The organism is Nocardia wallacei, assembly GCF_029868745.1.
In the GTDB taxonomy this organism is placed as follows: Bacteria; Actinomycetota; Actinomycetes; order Mycobacteriales; family Mycobacteriaceae; genus Nocardia; species Nocardia wallacei_B.
This window is the reverse complement of sequence record NZ_JARWOP010000377.1, coordinates 58,268-76,918: the sequence shown is the minus strand read 5'-3', so window position 1 is coordinate 76,918 and position 18,651 is coordinate 58,268. Positions and strand designations below refer to the sequence as shown.

Sequence of the window (18,651 nt, the reverse complement as noted above, 5' to 3'; positions counted from 1 at the left end):
CGAATGTCGAGATCTACCGGGACCGCCTGCGGGAGTTGGGGATCGAGGGGCCGGACCTGCCGTAGCGGCCTCGGAAAAGCCCGGCCGTGCGCGCGAAAAAGCCACGCCGACAGCGCTTCTCATCGCATACTGAGAGTCGATTACCGTGCGTGGGGCCGACACCACCCCCCCGCCACGACCAGTTCCCCCGGGGGGGCGGCGCACAACCCAACCGCCCGCCCGCACATGATAGCCGGGCGGGCGTGCCGCGAATTCCGCGCGACCGCGGAGTCAACCGACGGCGGCGCCGATCCGTAGCGCGTGCGGCTCGATCGCGCCGCGCACCAGGGCCCGCTCGTCGATGGTCGCCGCGCGATACGGCAACCGCGACAACCTCTCGGTCATCACCGCGACCGGATCCGCGACCGGCTGGGCCACACCGAACAGGAATGTCCACTCGTGCTCGTCGGAGCCGTAGGGCACGACGGTGTCGAACAGTTCGCGGAAGCGCTGCCACGACCGCTTCAGGGTTTCGTTGCGCCACATGGTCGCGCAGCCCGCCTGCGCGGCCAGCACGCCGCCGTCGGACAGCAGCGCCCGACATCGGCCCAGGAACTCCTCCTCGTACAGGCGGTTGTGCTGGGCGTCCTCGACTCGCTCGTCGGGCAGATCGATGACGATCACGTCGTAGCGCACGCCCTCCGCCTCGGCCCGGCCCAGGAAGTCCCAGCCGTCGGCGTAGTGCATCCGGATCGGCCCGGTCGCGGCCACCGCCGTCGCCAGATCGGCCTCGGTGTAGCCGTAGGGCAGGTGCTTCGCGCACAGCTCCACCTCGAGCTGGTCGATGTCGACGTGATCGACGCGCGACGCGCCCGCCGCCACCGACATCTGGCTGGCCACCCCCTCGCCCGAACCGATGATCAGCACGTTGTCCAGCTTCGCCGCCAGCGCGTACGCCGGCACCAGCATGGCCTCGTGGTAGGTCAGCTGGGAGAACTCGGTGGACTGGCGATCGTCGTCGGAGAACAGCGAGATGCCCTGTTCGGTGCGCGCGATCACCATGTGCTGGAACGGAGTTCGGGTATCGACCAGGACTTCCTGGAGGTCCCAGACCCGGGTCAGCCCGGCGCCCACCGGTTCGTGGATGCGCCGCGCGCTGTGGCCGCGCTGGATCACCTCGGTGTGCACCGTCCGCGGCGACAGTTCCGCCGCCAGCAGATCGACCGCCCGCCTGGCCCCGGCGCCGATACTCCCGCAGGTGAACACGTCGACGAAGATGTCGCCGGACTCCGGATAGGTATGGATGGACGCATGCGACTCCGACAGCAGAGCCAGCACCGTGACACCCATCGGCTCGAACTTCTTGTGCACCACATCGCAGATCGTCACGCCCGCGGCGAGCAACGATTTTCGAAGTGCTGCCTCGAGGCGTTCGAGATCGTCGCACAGTGCTACGTCGACACCACCGAACTCGGCCAGCACGTGCCAGCCGGTGAATTCTGCCGTCATGGGCAAACTCACTCTCGCTCAGCGCCGATGACATGAACAGTCAAAGGCGGAAAACCGTTGAAGGACACCGACGAATAGCTCGCCGTATAAGCGCCGGTATCGAGGATCCGAACGGGATCACCGGCACGCAACGTGGTCGGCAGCAGGACCCGTGTGCGTTGATAGAGTACATCGTCTCCGTCGCAGGTCGGACCGGCGATCACGGCCTCGTCGCAGGGGTCACCGTCTCGTAAGGTTTCGATCCGGTAGGCGATGTACTCGTTCTCGGTTTCGGCCATGCCGTTGTAGCGGCCGATATCGAGGTATACCCAGCGCCGCCCGTCCGGCGCGACGCGGACGTTCACGACCTCGGCGTGGATCACGCCGGCATTGCCCACCAGGGCGCGGCCGGGCTCCACCACCAGGTCGGCGTGCTCGGGGAGGTGGCGCGCCGCCGCCGCGGCGATGGTCGCGGCCAGCTCGGACAGCGGCGGGGCCGGATCGGCGTACGAAATCGGCAGTCCGCCACCGATATTCACCGAACGTACCCGAATGTCCTTGACCGCCAACGCTTCCGCGATAGCGCCCGCCTGTTCGATGCCGATCTGCCACGCCGCCGGGTCCAGTTGCTGGGAGCCGACGTGGAAATACGGGCCCACCGGACGTAACCCCAGGTCGCGGGCGCGAACCAGGAGCCGGACGGCCTCACCGGGCGCGCAGCCGAACTTCGCGCCGAACGGCGTCCGCGACTGCGGCGCGGCGGCCAGGAAACGGCACTCCACCTCCGCGCCTGGGGCGTGCGCGGCGATGCGGTCCAGATCGTCCTCGGTGTCGAAGGCGAACCGGCGCACGCCCGCGGCGTGCGCGGTGGCGATGTGGCTCGCCTTCTTGAGCGTGTTGCCGTAGGACAGCGCCGCCGGGTCGATGCCCAGGCTCAGGCCGTGCTCGATCTCGCCGACGCTGGCGACGTCGAACTCCGCGCCCAGGGAGTCCAGCAGCCGGATGAGTTCCGGAACCGGAGAAGCCTTGACCGCGAACCGGATTCGCGCCGTGGGCAGTGCCGACCGCAGGGTGTGGAAGTTCTCGCGCACCCGGGCGAGATCAATGACGAGAAAAGGCGACTCGGGCGCGTTTGATCCGAACAATCTAAGGGAACTCTCTTTCTTCTGGGCAGCCTCTCGCCGCGGGCAGCGAGCGAGAGAGTATCAGCGGAGGGCCGGAGAAATCGGGACGGGTCTTCGGAGCGCGGACAGGGTTCCGGCGGGGATCATCCGGCCGTCACCGTCACCTCGTCGAACACCACTTCGCCGGCGGCGTCGGATTCGGCCAGGTCCACGATGGCGTCGACGGACCAGCCGTGGTCGTCGGCCGGATCGTCGAGCACCTGGCGCACATGCCAGAAGCCGGGCCGCTGCTCGACCTGGAACAGCCGCGGTCCGCGCGCGTCGGGGCCGGTGCCGATCTCCCCGTACTCGGCGAAGTAGGGCGCGAGGTCGCGCTCCCAGTCCGGGCCGTCGTCGAGTTCGGCCAGGGTCTGCCAGCGGTGCAGCGCCGCCAGTTCGACGCGGCGGAACACGGCGTTGCGGACGAGCACCCGGAACGAGCGCTCGTTGGCGGAGATCGGCCGCACCGTCTCCGCGCCGAACGCCAGCTGTTCGGCATCGATCTCCGCGCCCGGATCGGTGAGCTGCTCCCACTCGTCGAGCAGGCTCGAATCCACCTGGCGGACCAGTTCACCGAGCCACTCGGTCAGATCCTCGAGTTCCTCGGTGCGGGCGGTCTCGGGCACGGTGCGGCGCAGCGCGCGATAGGCGTCGGCCAGGTACCGCAGCACCATGCCCTCCGAGCGGGCCAGCTCGTACTCGCTCACCAGTTCGGCGAAAGTCAGTGCGCGCTCGATCATTTCGCGCACCACCGCCTTCGGCGACGGGCTGAACTCGGACATCCACGGATGGCCCGCGCGGTAGGTCTCGAAGGCCGGCTCGATCAGTTCGGCGAGCGGTTTCGGCCAGGTGATGTCCTCGATGAGCTCCATGCGCTCGTCGTACTCGATGCCGTCGGCCTTCATCTCCGCGATGGCCGCGCCGCGCGCCTTGTGCTGCTGGGCGAGCAGCAGCTGACGCGGGTCCTCCAGCGTGGATTCGATGATGGACACCACATCCAGTGTGTAGGTCGGCGCGTCCCTGTCAAGTAGCTCCAGCGCGGCCAGGGCGAACGGTGACAGCGGCTGATCGAGGGCGAAATCGCGCTGCAGGTTGATGGTCAGCCGGGCGCGGCGGCCGTACTCGTCGGGCTCGTCGAGTTGCTGGACGACCCCGGCGTCGCGCAGCGCCCGATACAGCCGGATGGTTTTCAGAATATGTTTGCGCTGCGCGGGCCGCGGCTCGTGATTGTCCTCGAGCAGGTGCCGCATCGAGGCGAAGCAGTTGCCAGGGCGCGCGATCACGTTGAGCAGCAACGAATTCGTGACGCGGAAGCGGGACACCATCGGCTCGGGCTGCGCGGCGACCAGACGATCGAAGGTCTCCTCGGACCAGGACACGAAGCCCTCGGGAGGCTTGCGCCGCTGCACTTTTCGCTGTTTCTTCGGGTCGTCGCCGGCCTTGGCCAGCATCCGGGTGTTCTCGACCTCGTGATCGGGCGCCTGCACGACGACCGTGCCGGTGGTGTCGTATCCGGCGCGCCCGGCTCGTCCGGCGATCTGATGGAACTCGCGCGCCTTGAGGCGGCGGGTGCGCACGCCGTCGAATTTGGTGAGCCCGGTGAGCAGCACCGTCCGGATCGGCACGTTGATGCCGACGCCCAGCGTGTCGGTGCCGCAGACGACCTGCAGCAGCCCCTCCTGGGCGAGGCGTTCCACCAGCCGCCGGTACTTGGGCAGCATGCCGGCGTGGTGGACGCCGATCCCGTGCCGGATCAGCCGCGACAGCGTCTTGCCGAAGCCGCTGGAGAACCGGAACGAGCCGATCGCCTCGGCGATGGCGTCCTTCTGTGCCTTGCTCGCGAAGTTGACGCTGGTGAGCGCCTGCGCGCGTTCCAGGGCGGCGGCCTGGGTGAAATGCACGACGTAGACGGGGGACTGATGGGTGGTCACCAGTTCCTCGAGTGTCTCGGTGATCGGCGTGCGCCGGTAGGAAAAGGTCAGGGGGACAGGACGTTCCGAACCCGCGACGATGGCGGTGGAGCGGCCGGTGCGGTGTTCCAGGTCGCGGGCGAAGAAGTCGACCTCGCCGAGCGTCGCCGACATCAGCAGGAACTGCGCCTTCGGCAATTCGAGCAGCGGCACCTGCCAGGCCCAGCCGCGGTCCGGGTCGGCGTAGAAGTGGAATTCGTCCATCACCACCTGGCCGACGTCGGCGGCCGCGCCCTCGCGCAGCGCGAGGTTGGCCAGGATCTCCGCGGTCGCGCAGATGATCGGGGCGGTCGGGTTCACGGCGGCGTCGCCGGTCACCATGCCGACCCGGTCGGCGCCGAACACCTCGCACAGTGCGAAGAACTTCTCGCTGACCAGTGCCTTGATCGGCGCGGTGTAGTAGCTGCGCTCGCCGCGGTTGAGGGCGGCGAAGTGGGCGCCGACCGCCACCATGGACTTACCCGAGCCGGTCGGCGTCGCCAGGATGACGTTCGCGCCGGTCATCAGCTCGAGCAGCGCCTCCTCCTGCGCCGGGTACAGCGTGAGGCCCTGCGCGCTGGTCCAGTCGGCGAAGGTTTCGTACAGCCAGTCCGCGTCCACGTCGGGCACGACACGGTCGGGGATCAGATCGGACAGCTGCACGTGCCGCAACGTTACCGGGACAGCCCCCGGCCTTCGCAAACCGCGTACTTACGGCAGGTCGCCGCCCTCGGCACCGTCGCCGTCGCCGAGACCGGACTGCTCGGCCAGGAAACGCTCGAATTCGGCGCCCAACTCGTCGCCGGTCGGGAGGTCGGCCTCGCGGGCGAGCAGGCTCGATTGGCGCTCCTGCGCGGTGACGAAGCTGTCGTACTGCCGCTCCAGCGCGTTCACCACCGTCTCGACCTCGGTGTTCCCGGCGATATGCTCGTTGACCTGTTCCCGCACCCGGGCCGCGGCCTCACTGAGCGCCGCCAGCGGCAGCTCCAGGTCGGCGTTCTCCGCGACGTTCTCCAGCAGCGTCTGGGCGGCCTCCGGATAGGCGGTCTGCGCCAGGTAGTGCGGCACGTGCACCGAGAATCCGATGGATTCGTGGCCGTGCTGCGCCATCCGGTATTCCAGCAGCGACGACGCGCTGCCCGGCACCTGCAACTCGCCCGGCCAGCGCTGATGTTCGCCGATCAGGTCCCGGTCGCTGGCGTGGGCGGTGACGCCCAGGGGCCGTGTGTGCGGGATGGCCATCGGGATCGCGGACAGGCCGATGGTGCGACGCACGCCCAGCTGCTCGGCCAGCAAACGGGTGGCCGTGACGAATTTCTCCCATCGCAAATCCGGTTCCAGCCCGGCCAGCAGCAGAAACGGGGTGCCCGCGGTGTCGCGCAGCGCCCACAGATTCAGCTCCGGGTCGGCGTAATCGGAGAAGTGATCGGTCTTGAACGTCATCAGCGGCCGCCGCGACCGGTAGTCGAGCAGTTCGTCCACGTCGAACGAGGCGACCAGCTCCGACTCCAGGCTCTCGCGTAGATGCGTCGTGGCCAGGCGTACCGCGTGACCGGCGTCGGTGAAGCCCTCCAACCCGTGCACCAGCACCGGACCAGCGCCGTCGGCGGACGACAGCTGCGGAGCGGGGAACTCCAGCTCGTACATTCGCGACTCGTAGTCCATCGCGTACTCCTTCCTGCGTGGTCCGCCCGCATCCGGCGCGCCGGGGCGACCGTTCCCGACGTGAAATCCGTCGTCACGGGGTGTCGTCCGGGCTTGTCGTCACAACCGACGGCGGATGTGAGGTCGCGAACCACCTTCATTGTCTCTCATGTTCTTCGGAGGCCGCGCCGGGTGGGGGCACCACTGCCTCCAACAACCGGCCGGGGGCGGCTCGCATTCCCGCGCGGGCATCGCGGCGTGGCGGTTCCGGCGAACGGCGAGCGTTGGGCATAGTGAGTCGGGTGATCGTGCCGGACTCGCCTGGCCCGCGGCCGCGTCTCGAGGACCGTGCGGTCGCGCGCGCACTGGGCGGCGTGCTGCTGGCGGGGCTGCTCGCGGGCTGCGGGTCGACGGTGGCGGGGCATCCGGAAGCGCTGCGGCAGACCACCATTACCCGGCACGTCGGCACCGCCCTGCCGGCGCTGCTGCCCCGTCCGGACAGCTTCCCGGCGGGGTATACGGCCGTGGTGCTACCGGCCGACCAAGCCCGCAAGGCGGTCGGAGATGTGGCGGGTATACCCGCGGGCGCCCACGCCGATCCCGAGGACTGCGCTCCCGCGCCGCCGCGGTTCGGCGCCGATCGCACCGCGGTCGTGGTCGGCACGCACGGCGACACCCGCGCCACCCTCACGGTCGAACTGTCCCGCTCCGATCAGCCGCTGACCGCGCTGCGCGAGCAGTTGGGGCGCTGTCACGCCGTGCGCGTGCAGCGCGGGCAGCTCGCGAACGCCGTTGTCACCCAGCTGGATCCGGCTCCGGCGGTGGCCGCCGACGACGCACTCGCGGTGCGGCGCACGGTGTCCGGGCCGATCGGCGGGCCGGGGCTCACCCAGTCGATGCGCACCCGGCTGGCGCAGATCGGCGACGTGCGCGTCAACGCGACCTATATGACGTTCGGGGACGGCGCACCCGATACGGCCGCGCTGGATCAAATGTTCGGCGTCGCGGTCGGGAACGTCGGGAAGGGCTGAGCGCGGTAGCTGTCGCGGCGCGGTCGTGTCGGCCGTGTACACGGCGCGCCGCGGGGGTACGTTCGTGATCATGGCCCCACTCGGTACGACCGATCTGGACGTATTTCCCCTCTGCCTCGGCGGCAACGTCTTCGGCTGGACCGCGGACCGGGACGGTTCGTTCGCGGTGCTGGACGCCTACGCCGAGGCGGGCGGGAACTTCGTCGACAGCGCCGACGTCTACTCGGCCTGGGTGCCCGGGAACAGCGGCGGCGAGTCCGAGACCGTCCTCGGCGCGTGGGTGGCCGCGCGCGGCAACCGCGACCGCGTCGTGCTCGCCACCAAGGGCGGGCGGCTGGCCCCGTTCGACGGGCTGTCCTCGAAGGCGATCCACGGCGCGGTCGAGGCGTCGCTGCGGCGGCTCGGCACCGAGTACATCGACCTGTATTACGCGCACTACGACGATCCGGAGACCCCAGTGGCCGAGATCGTCGCCGCTCACGACGCGCTGGTGCGCGCGGGCAAGGTGCGGTACGTGGCGGTGTCCAATATGAGTCCCGACCGCATCCGGGAGGCGCTGGCCGTGGCCGATCGGGAGGGTCTGGCCCGGTACGTGGCCGTGCAGCCGCACTACAACCTGATGGAGCGGACCGGCTTCGAACACGACGTGCTGCCGCTGGCCGAGGCCGAGAATCTCGCGACCGTGCCCTACTACGCGCTGGCCAAGGGCTTTCTGACCGGGAAGTACCGTCCGGACGCGGAGGTGGACAGTCCACGCGCCCAGGGTGCCGCGGCCTATCTCGACGAGCGGGGTGCGCGGGTACTGACCGAGCTGGATCTCATCGCCGCCGCCCACGGTGTCTCGGTCGCCGCGGTCGCGCTGGCCTGGCTGGCCGCGCAGCCCACCGTCGCCGCTCCGATCGCGAGCGCCCGCACGCCGGAACAGTTGGCCGATCTGCTGCCGGTGGGGGAGTTGCGGTTGTCGGAGGAGGAGTTGGCCGCGCTGAACGCCGTGTCGGACTGACATCTCGGCACCGTCTTCCGCCCCCGGTCTGCGAATGTGGTTGCCCGCGTGGACTATAGCAAGGACGGATGACAGAACGGCGTGGGCTCGGGCCTCGGCAGCCGTGTCCTCCACAGGCCGCGGGTTGTCCCCAGAGCGAATGAAAGCCCAGTTCGGCGGCCGGGAGACGGGCCGGGGCCGGAGCACGCTGGGCCACATGACATCTCCCGCCGATCCCGCATCAGCAGGCAACGACTCCGCCTCCGGCGCCGAACGCCGCAGTTCCCCTCACCCGCCCCGAGGCCACTCCGGGTCGGGCGCGAAGACTCCGTCTGCCGGGCCGGATGCCGTGACGGCACCGCTGTGGGAATGTCCACGGCTGCGGATAGACGAGGCGGGCGAGTTCGTCGCGGCCGTCCCCGCGCTCCTCGGATTCGTGCCGCGGCGGTCGCTGGTGGCGTGCCTGCTGCAGGAGGATCCCGATCGGCCCGGTGTGGTCCACCTCGGCGCGCTGGCGCGGCACGATCTGGATGTGCCCGGCTGCGGGGCCTGGCTGCGGGTGGCCGGGCAATTGGCCGCGATCTGCGCGCAGGAGCGCGCGGCCGGTGTGCTCGCGCTGATCGTGGACGACCGCGCCGCCCCGCCGCTGGCCGGGCGGCCGGGTCCGCGCGCGGCACGGCATCGCGACCTGGTGCGCCTGCTCGCCGGTGCGCTGCACGCCGAGGACATCGAATTGGCCGACGCCTGGGCGGTGCGCGAGATCGCCGCCGAAAGTCCGTGGTGGAGCCTGCTCGACCCCGCCGGCACCGGCGTGCAGGCCGATCCGGCGGCGTCGCCGATCACCCTGGCGCACGTGCTCGACGGCCGCCCGATCCGGTCGTCCCGGGAGGAGATGACCGCCGTCGTCGCGCTCGACCCGCAGTCCCGGGACGCGGTGGCCGAAGTACTCGGTGAGGTCAGCGGGACCGCGCGGGAGCGCTACCGGCAGGCGGTGTGCCGGTGCGAACCGGCCTCGTATACCCGTTCCGCCCTGGACCTGGTGCTGCGGCGGATCTCGGATATCGACGACCCCGACGGCGGGATCGGCCCGGCCGAGATCGCGGAAGTCGCTGTCGCCCTGCGGGACCGCGCGGTCCGCGACGCGACCTTCGCGCTCGCCCTGGGCGACCGGGCTCCCGCGGCCGAGGTGTTGTGGTCGATGGTGTGCCGGTCGCTAACCGGTCCGGACCGGGCCGAGGCGGCCACCCTCCTCGGATACAGCGCGTATGTCAACGGCGACGGTCCGTTCGCCGGGGTCGCGCTGGAGGCGGCGCTGGACGCCGACCCGCAACACGGTCTCGCGCAATTGCTCGACACCGCGCTGCGAACCGGCATGCGCCCGAGCGAGATACGCAAACTCGCCCTGTCCGGGCTGGCCAAGGCCGCCGAACTCGGCGTCGAACTCCCCGTCGACCCGTCCCGGTGCGGGCCGTGACAATGGTTGTGCGCCAGGGGATTACCGCGCGCTGTGGGCACGGTCGCCGAGGGCGCGCAGGAATTCCCAGGCGTCGGCGACGATTTCGTCGAGATCATTGTGCCGCGGCGTCCAGCCCAGTTCGGCGATGGCGCGCTCGCTGGAGGCGATCAGCACGGCCGGATCACCCGGCCGGCGCGGGGAGTCCACCGCGGCGATCGGGCGTCCGGTGACCTGCTCGCACGCCGAGATCACCTGGCGGACCGAGAAACCGGTGCCGCTGCCCAGATTGAAGATGCGGTGTTCGCCCGGCCGCGAATCGGCCAGCGCCAGCAGGTGCGCCTGCGCCAGATCGCGAATGTGGATGTAGTCGCGGATGGCGGTGCCGTCGGGGGTCGGGTAGTCGGTGCCGAACACCGAGATCGACTTCCGATGGCCCAGCGCCGTCTGCAAGACGAGGGGGATGAGATGCGTTTCCACCACCCGGTTCTCGCCGAGCCCGCCGTAGGCCCCGGCGACATTGAAATAGCGCAGGCTGGTCGCGCCCAGCCCGTGTGCCACCGCATAGGAGGTGATGGCGTGATCGATGGCCAGCTTCGACGCCCCGTACGGGTTGGTCGGCCGGGTGGGCGAATCCTCGGTGATCGGCACCTGTTCCGGCTCGCCGTACACCGCCGCCGTGGAGGAGAACACCAGCCGCGGAGTTCCGGCGCGGCGTATCGCCTCCAGCAGGGCCAGCGTCTTCACCACGTTGCCGTGCCAGTACTTCTCCGGCTGCTGCACCGATTCGCCGACCAGCGACTGCGCGGCGAAATGCAGTACGCCGTCGAAGGATTCGGACTCGATCAGCTCTACGCCGACGGTCGCGATATCGCCGTCGACGAACTTCGCTCCGCTGGGCACCCCGTCCGCGTTGCCGGTGGACAGATCGTCGACCACCACCACCTCGTGGCCGTCCTCGATCAGGACCTGCGCGCACACTCCGCCGACGTAGCCGGCGCCGCCGGTTACCAGAAGTTTCATGCCTCAGACCAGCCTTACCTGGACGGCGTGCGCCATTTCGTCGGACAGTTCGTAACCCTCGTGGCCCGGCACCGAGATGATCACCACCCCCGGCTTGGTCTCCACTGTCACGCGCGCGTCGGGCACCACGCCCGCCTCGCGCAGCTGGCCGATGACATCGGGGTCGGTCTGGATGTGCTCGGACAGCCGCCGCACCACCACCGCCGATACCTGGCCCGCGGGCAGGTCCGAGAGCCGGATCAGCTTCTCCTCGTCGGAGGAGTTCGGGATGACGCCGAGTTCGTCCAGGCCGGGGATGGGGTTGCCGTAGGGGGAGGTGGTGGGGTTGTTGAGCACCTCGACGAGGCGGCGCTCGACGTCCTCGCTCATCACGTGTTCCCAGCGACAGGCCTCGGCGTGCACGTTCTGCCAGTCCAGGCCGATCACGTCGACGAGGAGCCGCTCGGCGAGCCGGTGCTTGCGCATCACCGCGACGGCCATGGCACGGCCCTTGTCGGTGAGTTCCAGGTGCCGGTCACCCGCCACGGTCAGCAAACCGTCGCGCTCCATCCGAGCGACCGTCTGACTCACCGTCGGGCCGCTCTGCTCGAGGCGTTCGGCGATCCGCGCGCGCAGCGGTGTGACGCCTTCCTCCTCGAGGTCGTAGATGGTACGGAGATACATCTCCGTGGTGTCGACCAGATCCTTCACCTGTTACCCCTTCGTCGGCACGAATTCTACCTACGCGCGGCTGCGATCCCGCGCGTCAGCGTATTTCGCGGGTTCCGCGGCAACCCGGAGGGCTCCGGCGTGCCCTCGGTGCGCGCCCGCCGCGGCACACGTCCGCGCTGTCTTGCATTTCTACTGCATGACAACGACAAATTGGGTCCGCTGCTTCCCCGTGTTCGGCTCGGGCCCGCGACCGACCCGGACCGGGCCGGGGCGTGCATTAGCGTGGCAATCATGGCAAGCGACGCCACCGTGGTGTGGACCGACCGGTTCCTGGACTACAGCTGGACCCCGGCGCACCCCATGAAGCCCGCTCGCCTGCGCTTCACCATGGCCCTCGCCCACGGGCTCGGACTGCTGGAGGGCATCGAGACGCTGTCGCCCGATCCGGCGGCCGAGGCCGACCTGCTGCGCGTCCACGCGCCCGCCTACCTCGACGCCGTCCGCCGGGCCCGGCCGGTCCCGCCCGGCAGCGGGCCGCCGGTGGCGCCGCCGTTCGGGCTGGGGTCCGACGACAACCCGGTGTTCCCGCGCATGCACGAGGCGGCCTCGGTGATCGTCGGCGGCACCCTCGCGGCCGCGGGCGAGATCGCCGCGGGGCGCACCCGGCGGGCGGTGAGCATCGGCGGCGGCATGCACCACGCGATGCCGGACGCAGCGGCGGGGTTCTGCATCTACAACGATGTCGCCGTGGCGATCTCGTGGTTGCTGGACCACGGGTTCGACCGCATCGCCTATGTCGATGTCGACGTCCACCACGGCGACGGCGTGCAGCGAGTGTTCTACGGCGATCCACGGGTGCTGACCGTTTCGATCCACCAGCATCCGGCCACACTGTGGCCCAACACCGGCTGGCCCGAGGAGTCCGGTGGCGGCGCCGCCGAGGGCACCGCGCTCAATCTGGCGATGCTGCCCGGCACCCGGGATTCCCAGTGGCTGCGCGGTTTTCACGCCGTCGTGCCGGGCGCGCTGGCGGCGTTCCGGCCGCAGATCCTGATCAGCCAGTGCGGCGTCGACACCCACCGCGAGGACCCACTGGCCGACCTGGACCTGACCGTCGACGGCCAGCGCGCGGCGTTCGCGGCCATGCGCGATCTCGCCGACAGGTATGCCGAAGGCCGCTGGCTCGCCGTCGGCGGGGGCGGCTACGGGCTGATCCGCGTGGTGCCGCGAGCGTGGACGCATCTGCTCGCGACCGCCCTGGACCGGGACATCGATCCTGGCACCGAGATTCCGGACGACTGGCTGGAACAGGTGCGCGCCTACGCACCGGCCGTGCGGCCGCCGCACACCATGAGTGACGGCGGCGACACCGCCTTCGCGCGCTGGGACGGCCCGGGCGGCGCCCCGGAGACCGGCGACGTCCGGGTGGACCGCGCCCAACGCGCCGTCGACACGGCCGTGCTGGCCACCCGCCGAGCGACATTCGGACTGCTGGGCCTGGACCCGGAGGATCCTCGTGACTGAACCCGACCGGCCTGACACTCCACGGGAACCGCCGCCTCCGCCGCAGCACTGGGTGGCCGACGTGCTGGCGGCCGACGGCGGCGTCGTGCGCCTGCGCCCGATCACCCCGGCCGACGCCGAGGCGTTGCAGCGGTTCCACTCCGGTCTCTCCGACCGCACGCGCTACCTGCGGTACTTCGGCCCGTACCCGCGCATGACGCCGAAGGACCTGTACCGCACCACCCACGTCGACTACCGCGATCGGGTCGGTCTGGTAGTCGAACTGGGCGAGACCATCATCGCAGTCGGACGCTATGAACTGCTGTCGGATCGGGACGGGCCGCGCGCGGCCGAGGTTGCGTTCGTGGTGGCCGACGGCCATCAGGGCCGCGGGCTGGGCTCGATCCTGCTCGAGCACCTGGCCGGTGCGGCCGCCGAGAACGACATCGCGACCTTCGTCGCCGAGGTGCTGGCGGAGAACAACGCGATGGTGACGGTGTTCCGCGACGCGGGCTACCAGGTGCAGCGCAGCCGCGATGGTTCGGTGCTGCATCTGGAATTCGCGATCGATCCGACCGAGGCGCTGCTGTCGGTGCGGGATTCGCGCGAGCGGGCCTCCGAGGCGCGCAGCGTCGGCAATCTGCTCAGCCCGGGATCCGTGGCGGTCATCGGCGCCACTCCGTCCGCGGGGCGAGTCGGCGGCGCGGTGCTGGCGAATCTGCTGTCGGGGGTGTTCCAAGGGCCGGTGTACCCGGTCAATCCGAATCGCGGTTCGGTGCGCGGGGTGCGCGCTTACGCGACGGTGCGCGACATCCCCGACGAGGTCGACCTGGCGGTCGTGGCCGTGCCCGCCACCGAGATCCAGTCGGTCCTCGACGACTGTATGGCCAAGGGGGTCAAGGGCCTGGTCGTGCTCACCGCCGGATTCTCCGAGACCGGCCCGGCCGGATTCGCCGCGGAACGCGATCTGGTCGACGCGGTGCGCGGGCACGGCATGCGCGTCGTGGGCCCGAGCGCGCTGGGCATCGCCAATACCGATCCCGCGGTGTCGCTGAACGCCACGCTGGCCTCGGTGCTGCCCGGCCGCGGCCGGGTCGGGTTCTTCTGCCAGTCCGGCCCGCTGGGCGCGGCCATCCTGGGCGAGGCGGCCGCCCGCAAACTGGGCCTGTCGACCTTCGTCTCCGCCGGCAACCGCGCCGACGTCTCCGGCAACGACCTGCTGCAGTACTGGGATACCGACCCGGACACCGATGTGGTGCTGCTGTATCTGGAGACCTTCGGCAATCCGCGCAAATTCTCCCGGATCGCGCGGCGGGTGGCGCGCAGCAAACCCATCGTGGCCGTCAGCAGCGGCCGCAACGCCACTCGCACGGTCCCGGTCAGCGCGCTGGAACGCTCGGTGGAACGCGACCTGTTCGCCCAGGCGGGAATCGTGCAGGTGGACACCATCTCCGAACTGTTCGACTGCGCGATGCTGCTGGCCTACCAGCCGCTGCCGAGCGGTCCGCGGCTCGCGGTGATCGGCAACAGCGCCGCACTGGGCTGGCTGGCGGTCGACGCGGCCCGCGGCGAGGGACTGGCCGTGCGCGCCCCGACCGATCTGGGACCGCAGGCCGCGCCCGCCGATTTTCTGACGGCGGTGGCGGCGGCGATGGATTCGCCCGATACCGACGCGGTGATCGTGATCTTCGCGCCGCCGGTCCCGGTGTCGGTGACGGCCTACGCGGAGGCGATCCGCACCGGCGCGCAGACGGGCACGAAACCGGTGCTCACCACGTTCGTCGCCGATCACGGCATGCCGAATCTGCTCACGGTCCGGGGCGCGGGCGGCACCGTGGAGCACGGGTCGATCCCGTCGTATCCGGATCCCGAGCGGGCCGCGCGGGCACTGGCGCGGGTGCGCCGCTACGCCGACTGGCGCACCCGGCCCGCCTCGCTCATCGTGCGACCCGCCGACGTGGACACCGAACGCGCCCGGAATCTGGTGGGGGAGTGGATGTCCCGCGCGCCCGAGGGGCATTGGCTCGGCGACCTCGAGGCGGTCGACCTGCTGGCCTGCTACGGCATCCGGGTGGTCGAATTCCGCGAGGTGCGCGACGAGGACGGTGCCGAGCATGCGGCCGCGGAGCTGGGATATCCGGTGGCGGCGAAGGCGACCGGCGAACTGTGGCGCAACCGCCCCGACCTGACCGGCGTGCGCCTGGACCTGTGGCGGCCCTCCGCGGTGCGGCGCGGCTACACCGACCTGGCCGAGGTCTCCGGCAACGAGGTGGTGCACATCCAGCGCATGGCGACCAAGGGCGTGGGGTGTGTCCTGCGGGTACAGGACGACCCGTCCTTCGGCTCGGTGATCAGCTTCGGCCTCTCGGGCACCATCATCGACCTGCTCGGCGACCGCGTCTACCGCGCCCTCCCGCTCACCGAGGCCGAGTCGGTCGCCCTCATAGACGCGCCGCGTGCCGCCCCCCTGCTGGACGGACAGACCGGAGTCCCGGGAAAGACCATCGGCGAACCGGTCGACAAACCAGCCCTCGCCGAACTGGCCCAACGCATCTCAGCACTCTGCGACGACCACCCCGAAATCCGCGAACTCTCCGTAGAACCAATCCTCGCCTCCCCCCGAGGCGCCGAAATCCTCTACGCCCGAGCCAGAATCGGCCCCGAACCCAGCCGCTTCGACATAGGCCCCCGCCGCCTGGCCTAACCCGCACCGAACCTCGCCCGCACTGAAACCAAGGGCGCCGACGCCGGCCGCATAGCCGCGAACGATGACGGCTCGCACGCTTGCGGAACCCGCGGGTCGCCACCGGCTATTGCGGGGCATATCGGTGCTCGAGTCCACAGCGCGCGGCCCCGCCATCCCGGCGTGACCGGTGCCACCCTGGTGCCCGGGCGCCGATGGTCGATACTGGCCCTATGCGCGAAGATCAGATCGAGGCTGCCACCGCGCCACTGCGGGACGACATCCGTTTCCTGGGTGCCGTCTTGGGCGAGACGATTCGCGACCACGAGGGCCCCGAGGTGTTCGACCTCATCGAACAGGTCCGGGTGGAGGCGTTCCGGGTGCGCCGGTCCGAAGTGGAGCGCAGTGCAGTCGCGGATATGTTGCGCGACACCGACATTCGCGTGGCCCTGCCGTTGATCCGGGCCTTCAGTCACTTCCTCCTGCTGGCCAACCTGGCCGAAGACCTGCAGCGCGACCGCCGGCGCGCGGTGCACGTCGCGGCGGGGGAGCCGCCGCAGGAGTCCAGCCTCGCCGCCACCTACCGCAAGCTCGACGCCGCCCGGCCCGACGGCGACGCGGTGGCCGAGCTGCTGTCCGACGCGCTGATGTCGCCCGTGATCACCGCTCATCCCACCGAGACGCGCCGCCGCACGGTCTTCGATGTGCAGGCCCGCATCACCGAACTGATGCGCCGCCGCCAGCGCTACACCGCGGCGGAGCCGGAGTACGCCGAGATCGACACCCAGCTCCGCCGCCAGATCCTGCTGCTGTGGCGCACCGCCCTGATCCGGTTGGCGCGTCTGCGTATTCAGGACGAGATCGAGGTGGGCCTGCGCTACTACGACCTGACCCTGCTCGAGGTCATCCCGCGCATCAACGCCGAGGTCCGCGACGCGCTGCGCGCCCGCTGGCCCGGTCGCGACCTGCTCGGCCGCCCCATCTTGCGCCCGGGCTCCTGGATCGGCGGCGACCGCGACGGGAATCCCAACGTCACCGCCGAGGTGGTACACCGCGCCACCCATCGCGCGGGTGCCGTGGCGATCGGTCACTATCTGAAAGAGCTTGTGGGACTGGAGAAGTCGCTGTCACAATCGGCGCGTCTGGTGCCGATCACCCCCGAGCTGGCGGAACTGACCGACGCCGGTTTCGACGATTCCCCGCAGCGCGCCGACGAACCGTACCGGCGGGCACTGCGCGGCATCCGGGCGCGGCTGACGGCCACCGCGCTCCGAGCGCTGGGTGAGGTACCGGGCGAAGGCGTCGGGCCAGTAGACGACCGGGCCGCGCAACGCACAGCCCGGCCCTACACCCTCCCACAGGAACTGCTCGACGACCTGAACACCGTCGACGCCTCGATGCGAGCCTCCGGCGACGGGCTGCTCGCCGACGACCGTCTCGCCGGATTGCGCGGCGCGGTCGAGACTTTCGGCTTCCATCTGCAGGGCCTGGACATGCGCCAGAACTCCGAGGTGCACGAACAGGTGGTCGCGGAACTGCTCGCCTGGGCGGGAGTGCATCCGGACTACGCGAGCCTGCCCGAGCCGCAGCGCGTCGAACTGCTGGCCGCGGAACTGAGCACCCGCCGCCCGCTCCTCGGACCGACGGCACGACTCAGCGAGCTGGCCGCGAAGGAACTCGGCGTCCTGCGCGCGGCGAAAGCGGCCCTCGACGATCTCGGTCCCGACACCGTGCCCAATTCGATCATCAGCATGTGCACCTCGGTCAGCGACGTACTGGAGGCCGCGCTGCTGCTGAAGGAATCCGGCATCCTCGACCCGGGCGACGCGGACACTCCGCCGACCAGCCCGACCGGCGTGGTGCCGCTGTTCGAAACCATCGACGACCTGCGGCAGGGCGCCGACACCCTGGTCGCCGCGCTGGAGGTGCCGGCCTACCACCGGCTGGTCGCGGCGCGCGGCATGCAGCAGGAGGTCATGCTCGGATACTCCGATTCCAACAAGGACGGCGGCTACCTCGCCGCCAACTGGGCGCTGTACCGCGCCGAACTCGATCTGGTGGAGGCGGCGCGCAAGACCGGCATCCGGTTGCGGCTGTTCCACGGTCGCGGCGGCACGGTCGGTCGCGGCGGTGGCCGCAGTTACGACGCCATCCTCGCCCAACCGGCCGGCGCGGTGCGGGGCTCGCTGCGCCTCACCGAGCAGGGCGAGGTGATCTCCACCAAGTACGCCGAGCGCGGCACCGCGCATCGCAACCTGGAGGCCCTGGTCGCGGGCACGCTGGAATCCACGCTGCTGGACGTCGAGGGCTTGGGCGCGGACGCCGAACCGGCCTACGACCTGTTCGACGAGCTGGCCGAGCTGGCGCGGCAGGCGTACGCCCGGCTGGTGCACGACACACCCGGTTTCGTCGACTATTTCCGCGCGTCCACCCCGATCGCCGAGGTGGCCGACCTCAATCTGGGCAGTCGCCCCGCCTCCAGAAAGCCGACCAGTTCGGTCAGTGACCTGCGCGCGATCCCGTGGGTGATGGCTTGGAGTCAGTCGCGAGTGATGCTGCCCGGCTGGTACGGCACGGGTTCGGCGATCGAGCAGTGGGTGGGCGACGACCCGCAGCGCCTCGCCACGCTGTCCGACCTGTATCGGCGGTGGCCGTTCTTCCGCACGGTGATGTCGAACCTGGCGCAGGTGATGGCCAAGGCCGACCTGGACATCGCCGCCCGCTACGCAGAGCTGGTGGAGGATACGACGTTGCGCGACACCATCTTCGGCATGATCCGCGACGAATTCGACCGCACCGCCCGCATGCACGCCGCCGTCACCGGCAGTGATCAACTGCTCGCCGACAACCCGGCCCTGGCCGAGTCGATCCGCAACCGCTTCCCCTACCTGGAACCGCTGAACCAGATGCAGGTCGAGCTACTACGGCGTCGGCGCGCGGGCGACGACTCGGAACTGGTGGAACGCGGCATCCTGCTCACCATGAACGGCCTGGCCACGGCGCTGCGGAACTCGGGATAGGCCAAATCCACTGAGTAAGCGCCGACCGGTTCGCGCTGTGCCCGGAGGGGACGGGCCGCGCGGCCGCCGGTCGGCGCTCGTG

The 18,651-nt window shown here is 70.3% G+C and carries 12 protein-coding genes; 6 read left to right on the top strand and 6 right to left on the bottom strand.

Features of this window, described 5'->3' with window-relative positions:
- Positions 1–270 precede the first annotated feature (270 nt).
- The 4 genes from speD to QH470_RS35645 form a co-directional block, all read right to left on the bottom strand.
- Positions 271–1,488: an adenosylmethionine decarboxylase gene (gene speD, locus QH470_RS35660; RefSeq protein ID WP_280276801.1), complete on the bottom strand. Its 1,218-nt coding sequence runs from the start codon at positions 1,486–1,488 to the stop codon at positions 271–273.
- 8 nt (positions 1,489–1,496) lie between these two features.
- Positions 1,497–2,558, bottom strand: a complete 1,062-nt coding sequence (locus QH470_RS35655; protein WP_280276800.1) for a type III PLP-dependent enzyme — start codon at positions 2,556–2,558, stop codon at positions 1,497–1,499.
- Between the two features lie 176 nt (positions 2,559–2,734).
- On the bottom strand, positions 2,735–5,242 hold the full coding sequence (locus QH470_RS35650; protein ID WP_280276799.1) for a DEAD/DEAH box helicase: 2,508 nt from the start codon (positions 5,240–5,242) through the stop codon (positions 2,735–2,737).
- Positions 5,243–5,290: 48 nt separating this feature from the next.
- On the bottom strand, positions 5,291–6,244 hold the full coding sequence (locus QH470_RS35645; protein ID WP_280276798.1) for a PAC2 family protein: 954 nt from the start codon (positions 6,242–6,244) through the stop codon (positions 5,291–5,293).
- A gap of 281 nt (positions 6,245–6,525) precedes the next feature.
- Between QH470_RS35645 and QH470_RS35640 the strand changes: the two genes are divergently transcribed.
- The 3 genes from QH470_RS35640 to QH470_RS35630 all read left to right on the top strand — a co-directional run bounded on the left by QH470_RS35640 (position 6,526) and on the right by QH470_RS35630 (position 9,710).
- On the top strand, positions 6,526–7,254 hold the full coding sequence (locus QH470_RS35640) for a DUF5642 family protein (protein WP_280276797.1): 729 nt from the start codon (positions 6,526–6,528) through the stop codon (positions 7,252–7,254).
- 70 nt (positions 7,255–7,324) lie between these two features.
- The gene (locus QH470_RS35635) at positions 7,325–8,257 is read left to right on the top strand and encodes an aldo/keto reductase (protein WP_280276796.1); all 933 of its coding nucleotides are present in this window, start codon (positions 7,325–7,327) and stop codon (positions 8,255–8,257) included.
- Between the two features lie 196 nt (positions 8,258–8,453).
- Entirely contained in the window at positions 8,454–9,710 is a 1,257-nt protein-coding gene (locus tag QH470_RS35630) for a DUF4192 domain-containing protein (RefSeq protein WP_280276795.1), read from the top strand.
- A gap of 21 nt (positions 9,711–9,731) precedes the next feature.
- On the opposite strand, the gene galE is transcribed toward QH470_RS35630, so the two are convergent.
- Both galE and QH470_RS35620 read right to left on the bottom strand, forming a co-directional pair.
- Complete coding sequence (galE, locus tag QH470_RS35625; protein ID WP_280276794.1) at positions 9,732–10,712, bottom strand: UDP-glucose 4-epimerase GalE; 981 nt, start codon at positions 10,710–10,712, stop codon at positions 9,732–9,734.
- A gap of 3 nt (positions 10,713–10,715) precedes the next feature.
- Positions 10,716–11,402, bottom strand: a complete 687-nt coding sequence (locus tag QH470_RS35620) for an iron-dependent transcriptional repressor DtxR (RefSeq protein ID WP_280276793.1) — start codon at positions 11,400–11,402, stop codon at positions 10,716–10,718.
- Positions 11,403–11,654: 252 nt separating this feature from the next.
- Between QH470_RS35620 and QH470_RS35615 the strand changes: the two genes are divergently transcribed.
- The 3 genes from QH470_RS35615 (at position 11,655) to ppc (ending at position 18,569) form a co-directional block, all read left to right on the top strand.
- On the top strand, positions 11,655–12,887 hold the full coding sequence (locus QH470_RS35615) for an acetoin utilization protein AcuC (RefSeq protein ID WP_280276792.1): 1,233 nt from the start codon (positions 11,655–11,657) through the stop codon (positions 12,885–12,887).
- The gene (locus QH470_RS35610) at positions 12,880–15,570 is read left to right on the top strand and encodes a bifunctional acetate--CoA ligase family protein/GNAT family N-acetyltransferase (protein ID WP_280276791.1); all 2,691 of its coding nucleotides are present in this window, start codon (positions 12,880–12,882) and stop codon (positions 15,568–15,570) included. The genes QH470_RS35615 and QH470_RS35610 overlap by 8 nt, the downstream gene beginning before the upstream one ends.
- 212 nt (positions 15,571–15,782) lie before the next feature.
- Entirely contained in the window at positions 15,783–18,569 is a 2,787-nt protein-coding gene (ppc, locus tag QH470_RS35605; RefSeq protein WP_280276790.1) for a phosphoenolpyruvate carboxylase, read from the top strand.
- The last annotated feature ends 82 nt before the right edge of the window (positions 18,570–18,651 follow it).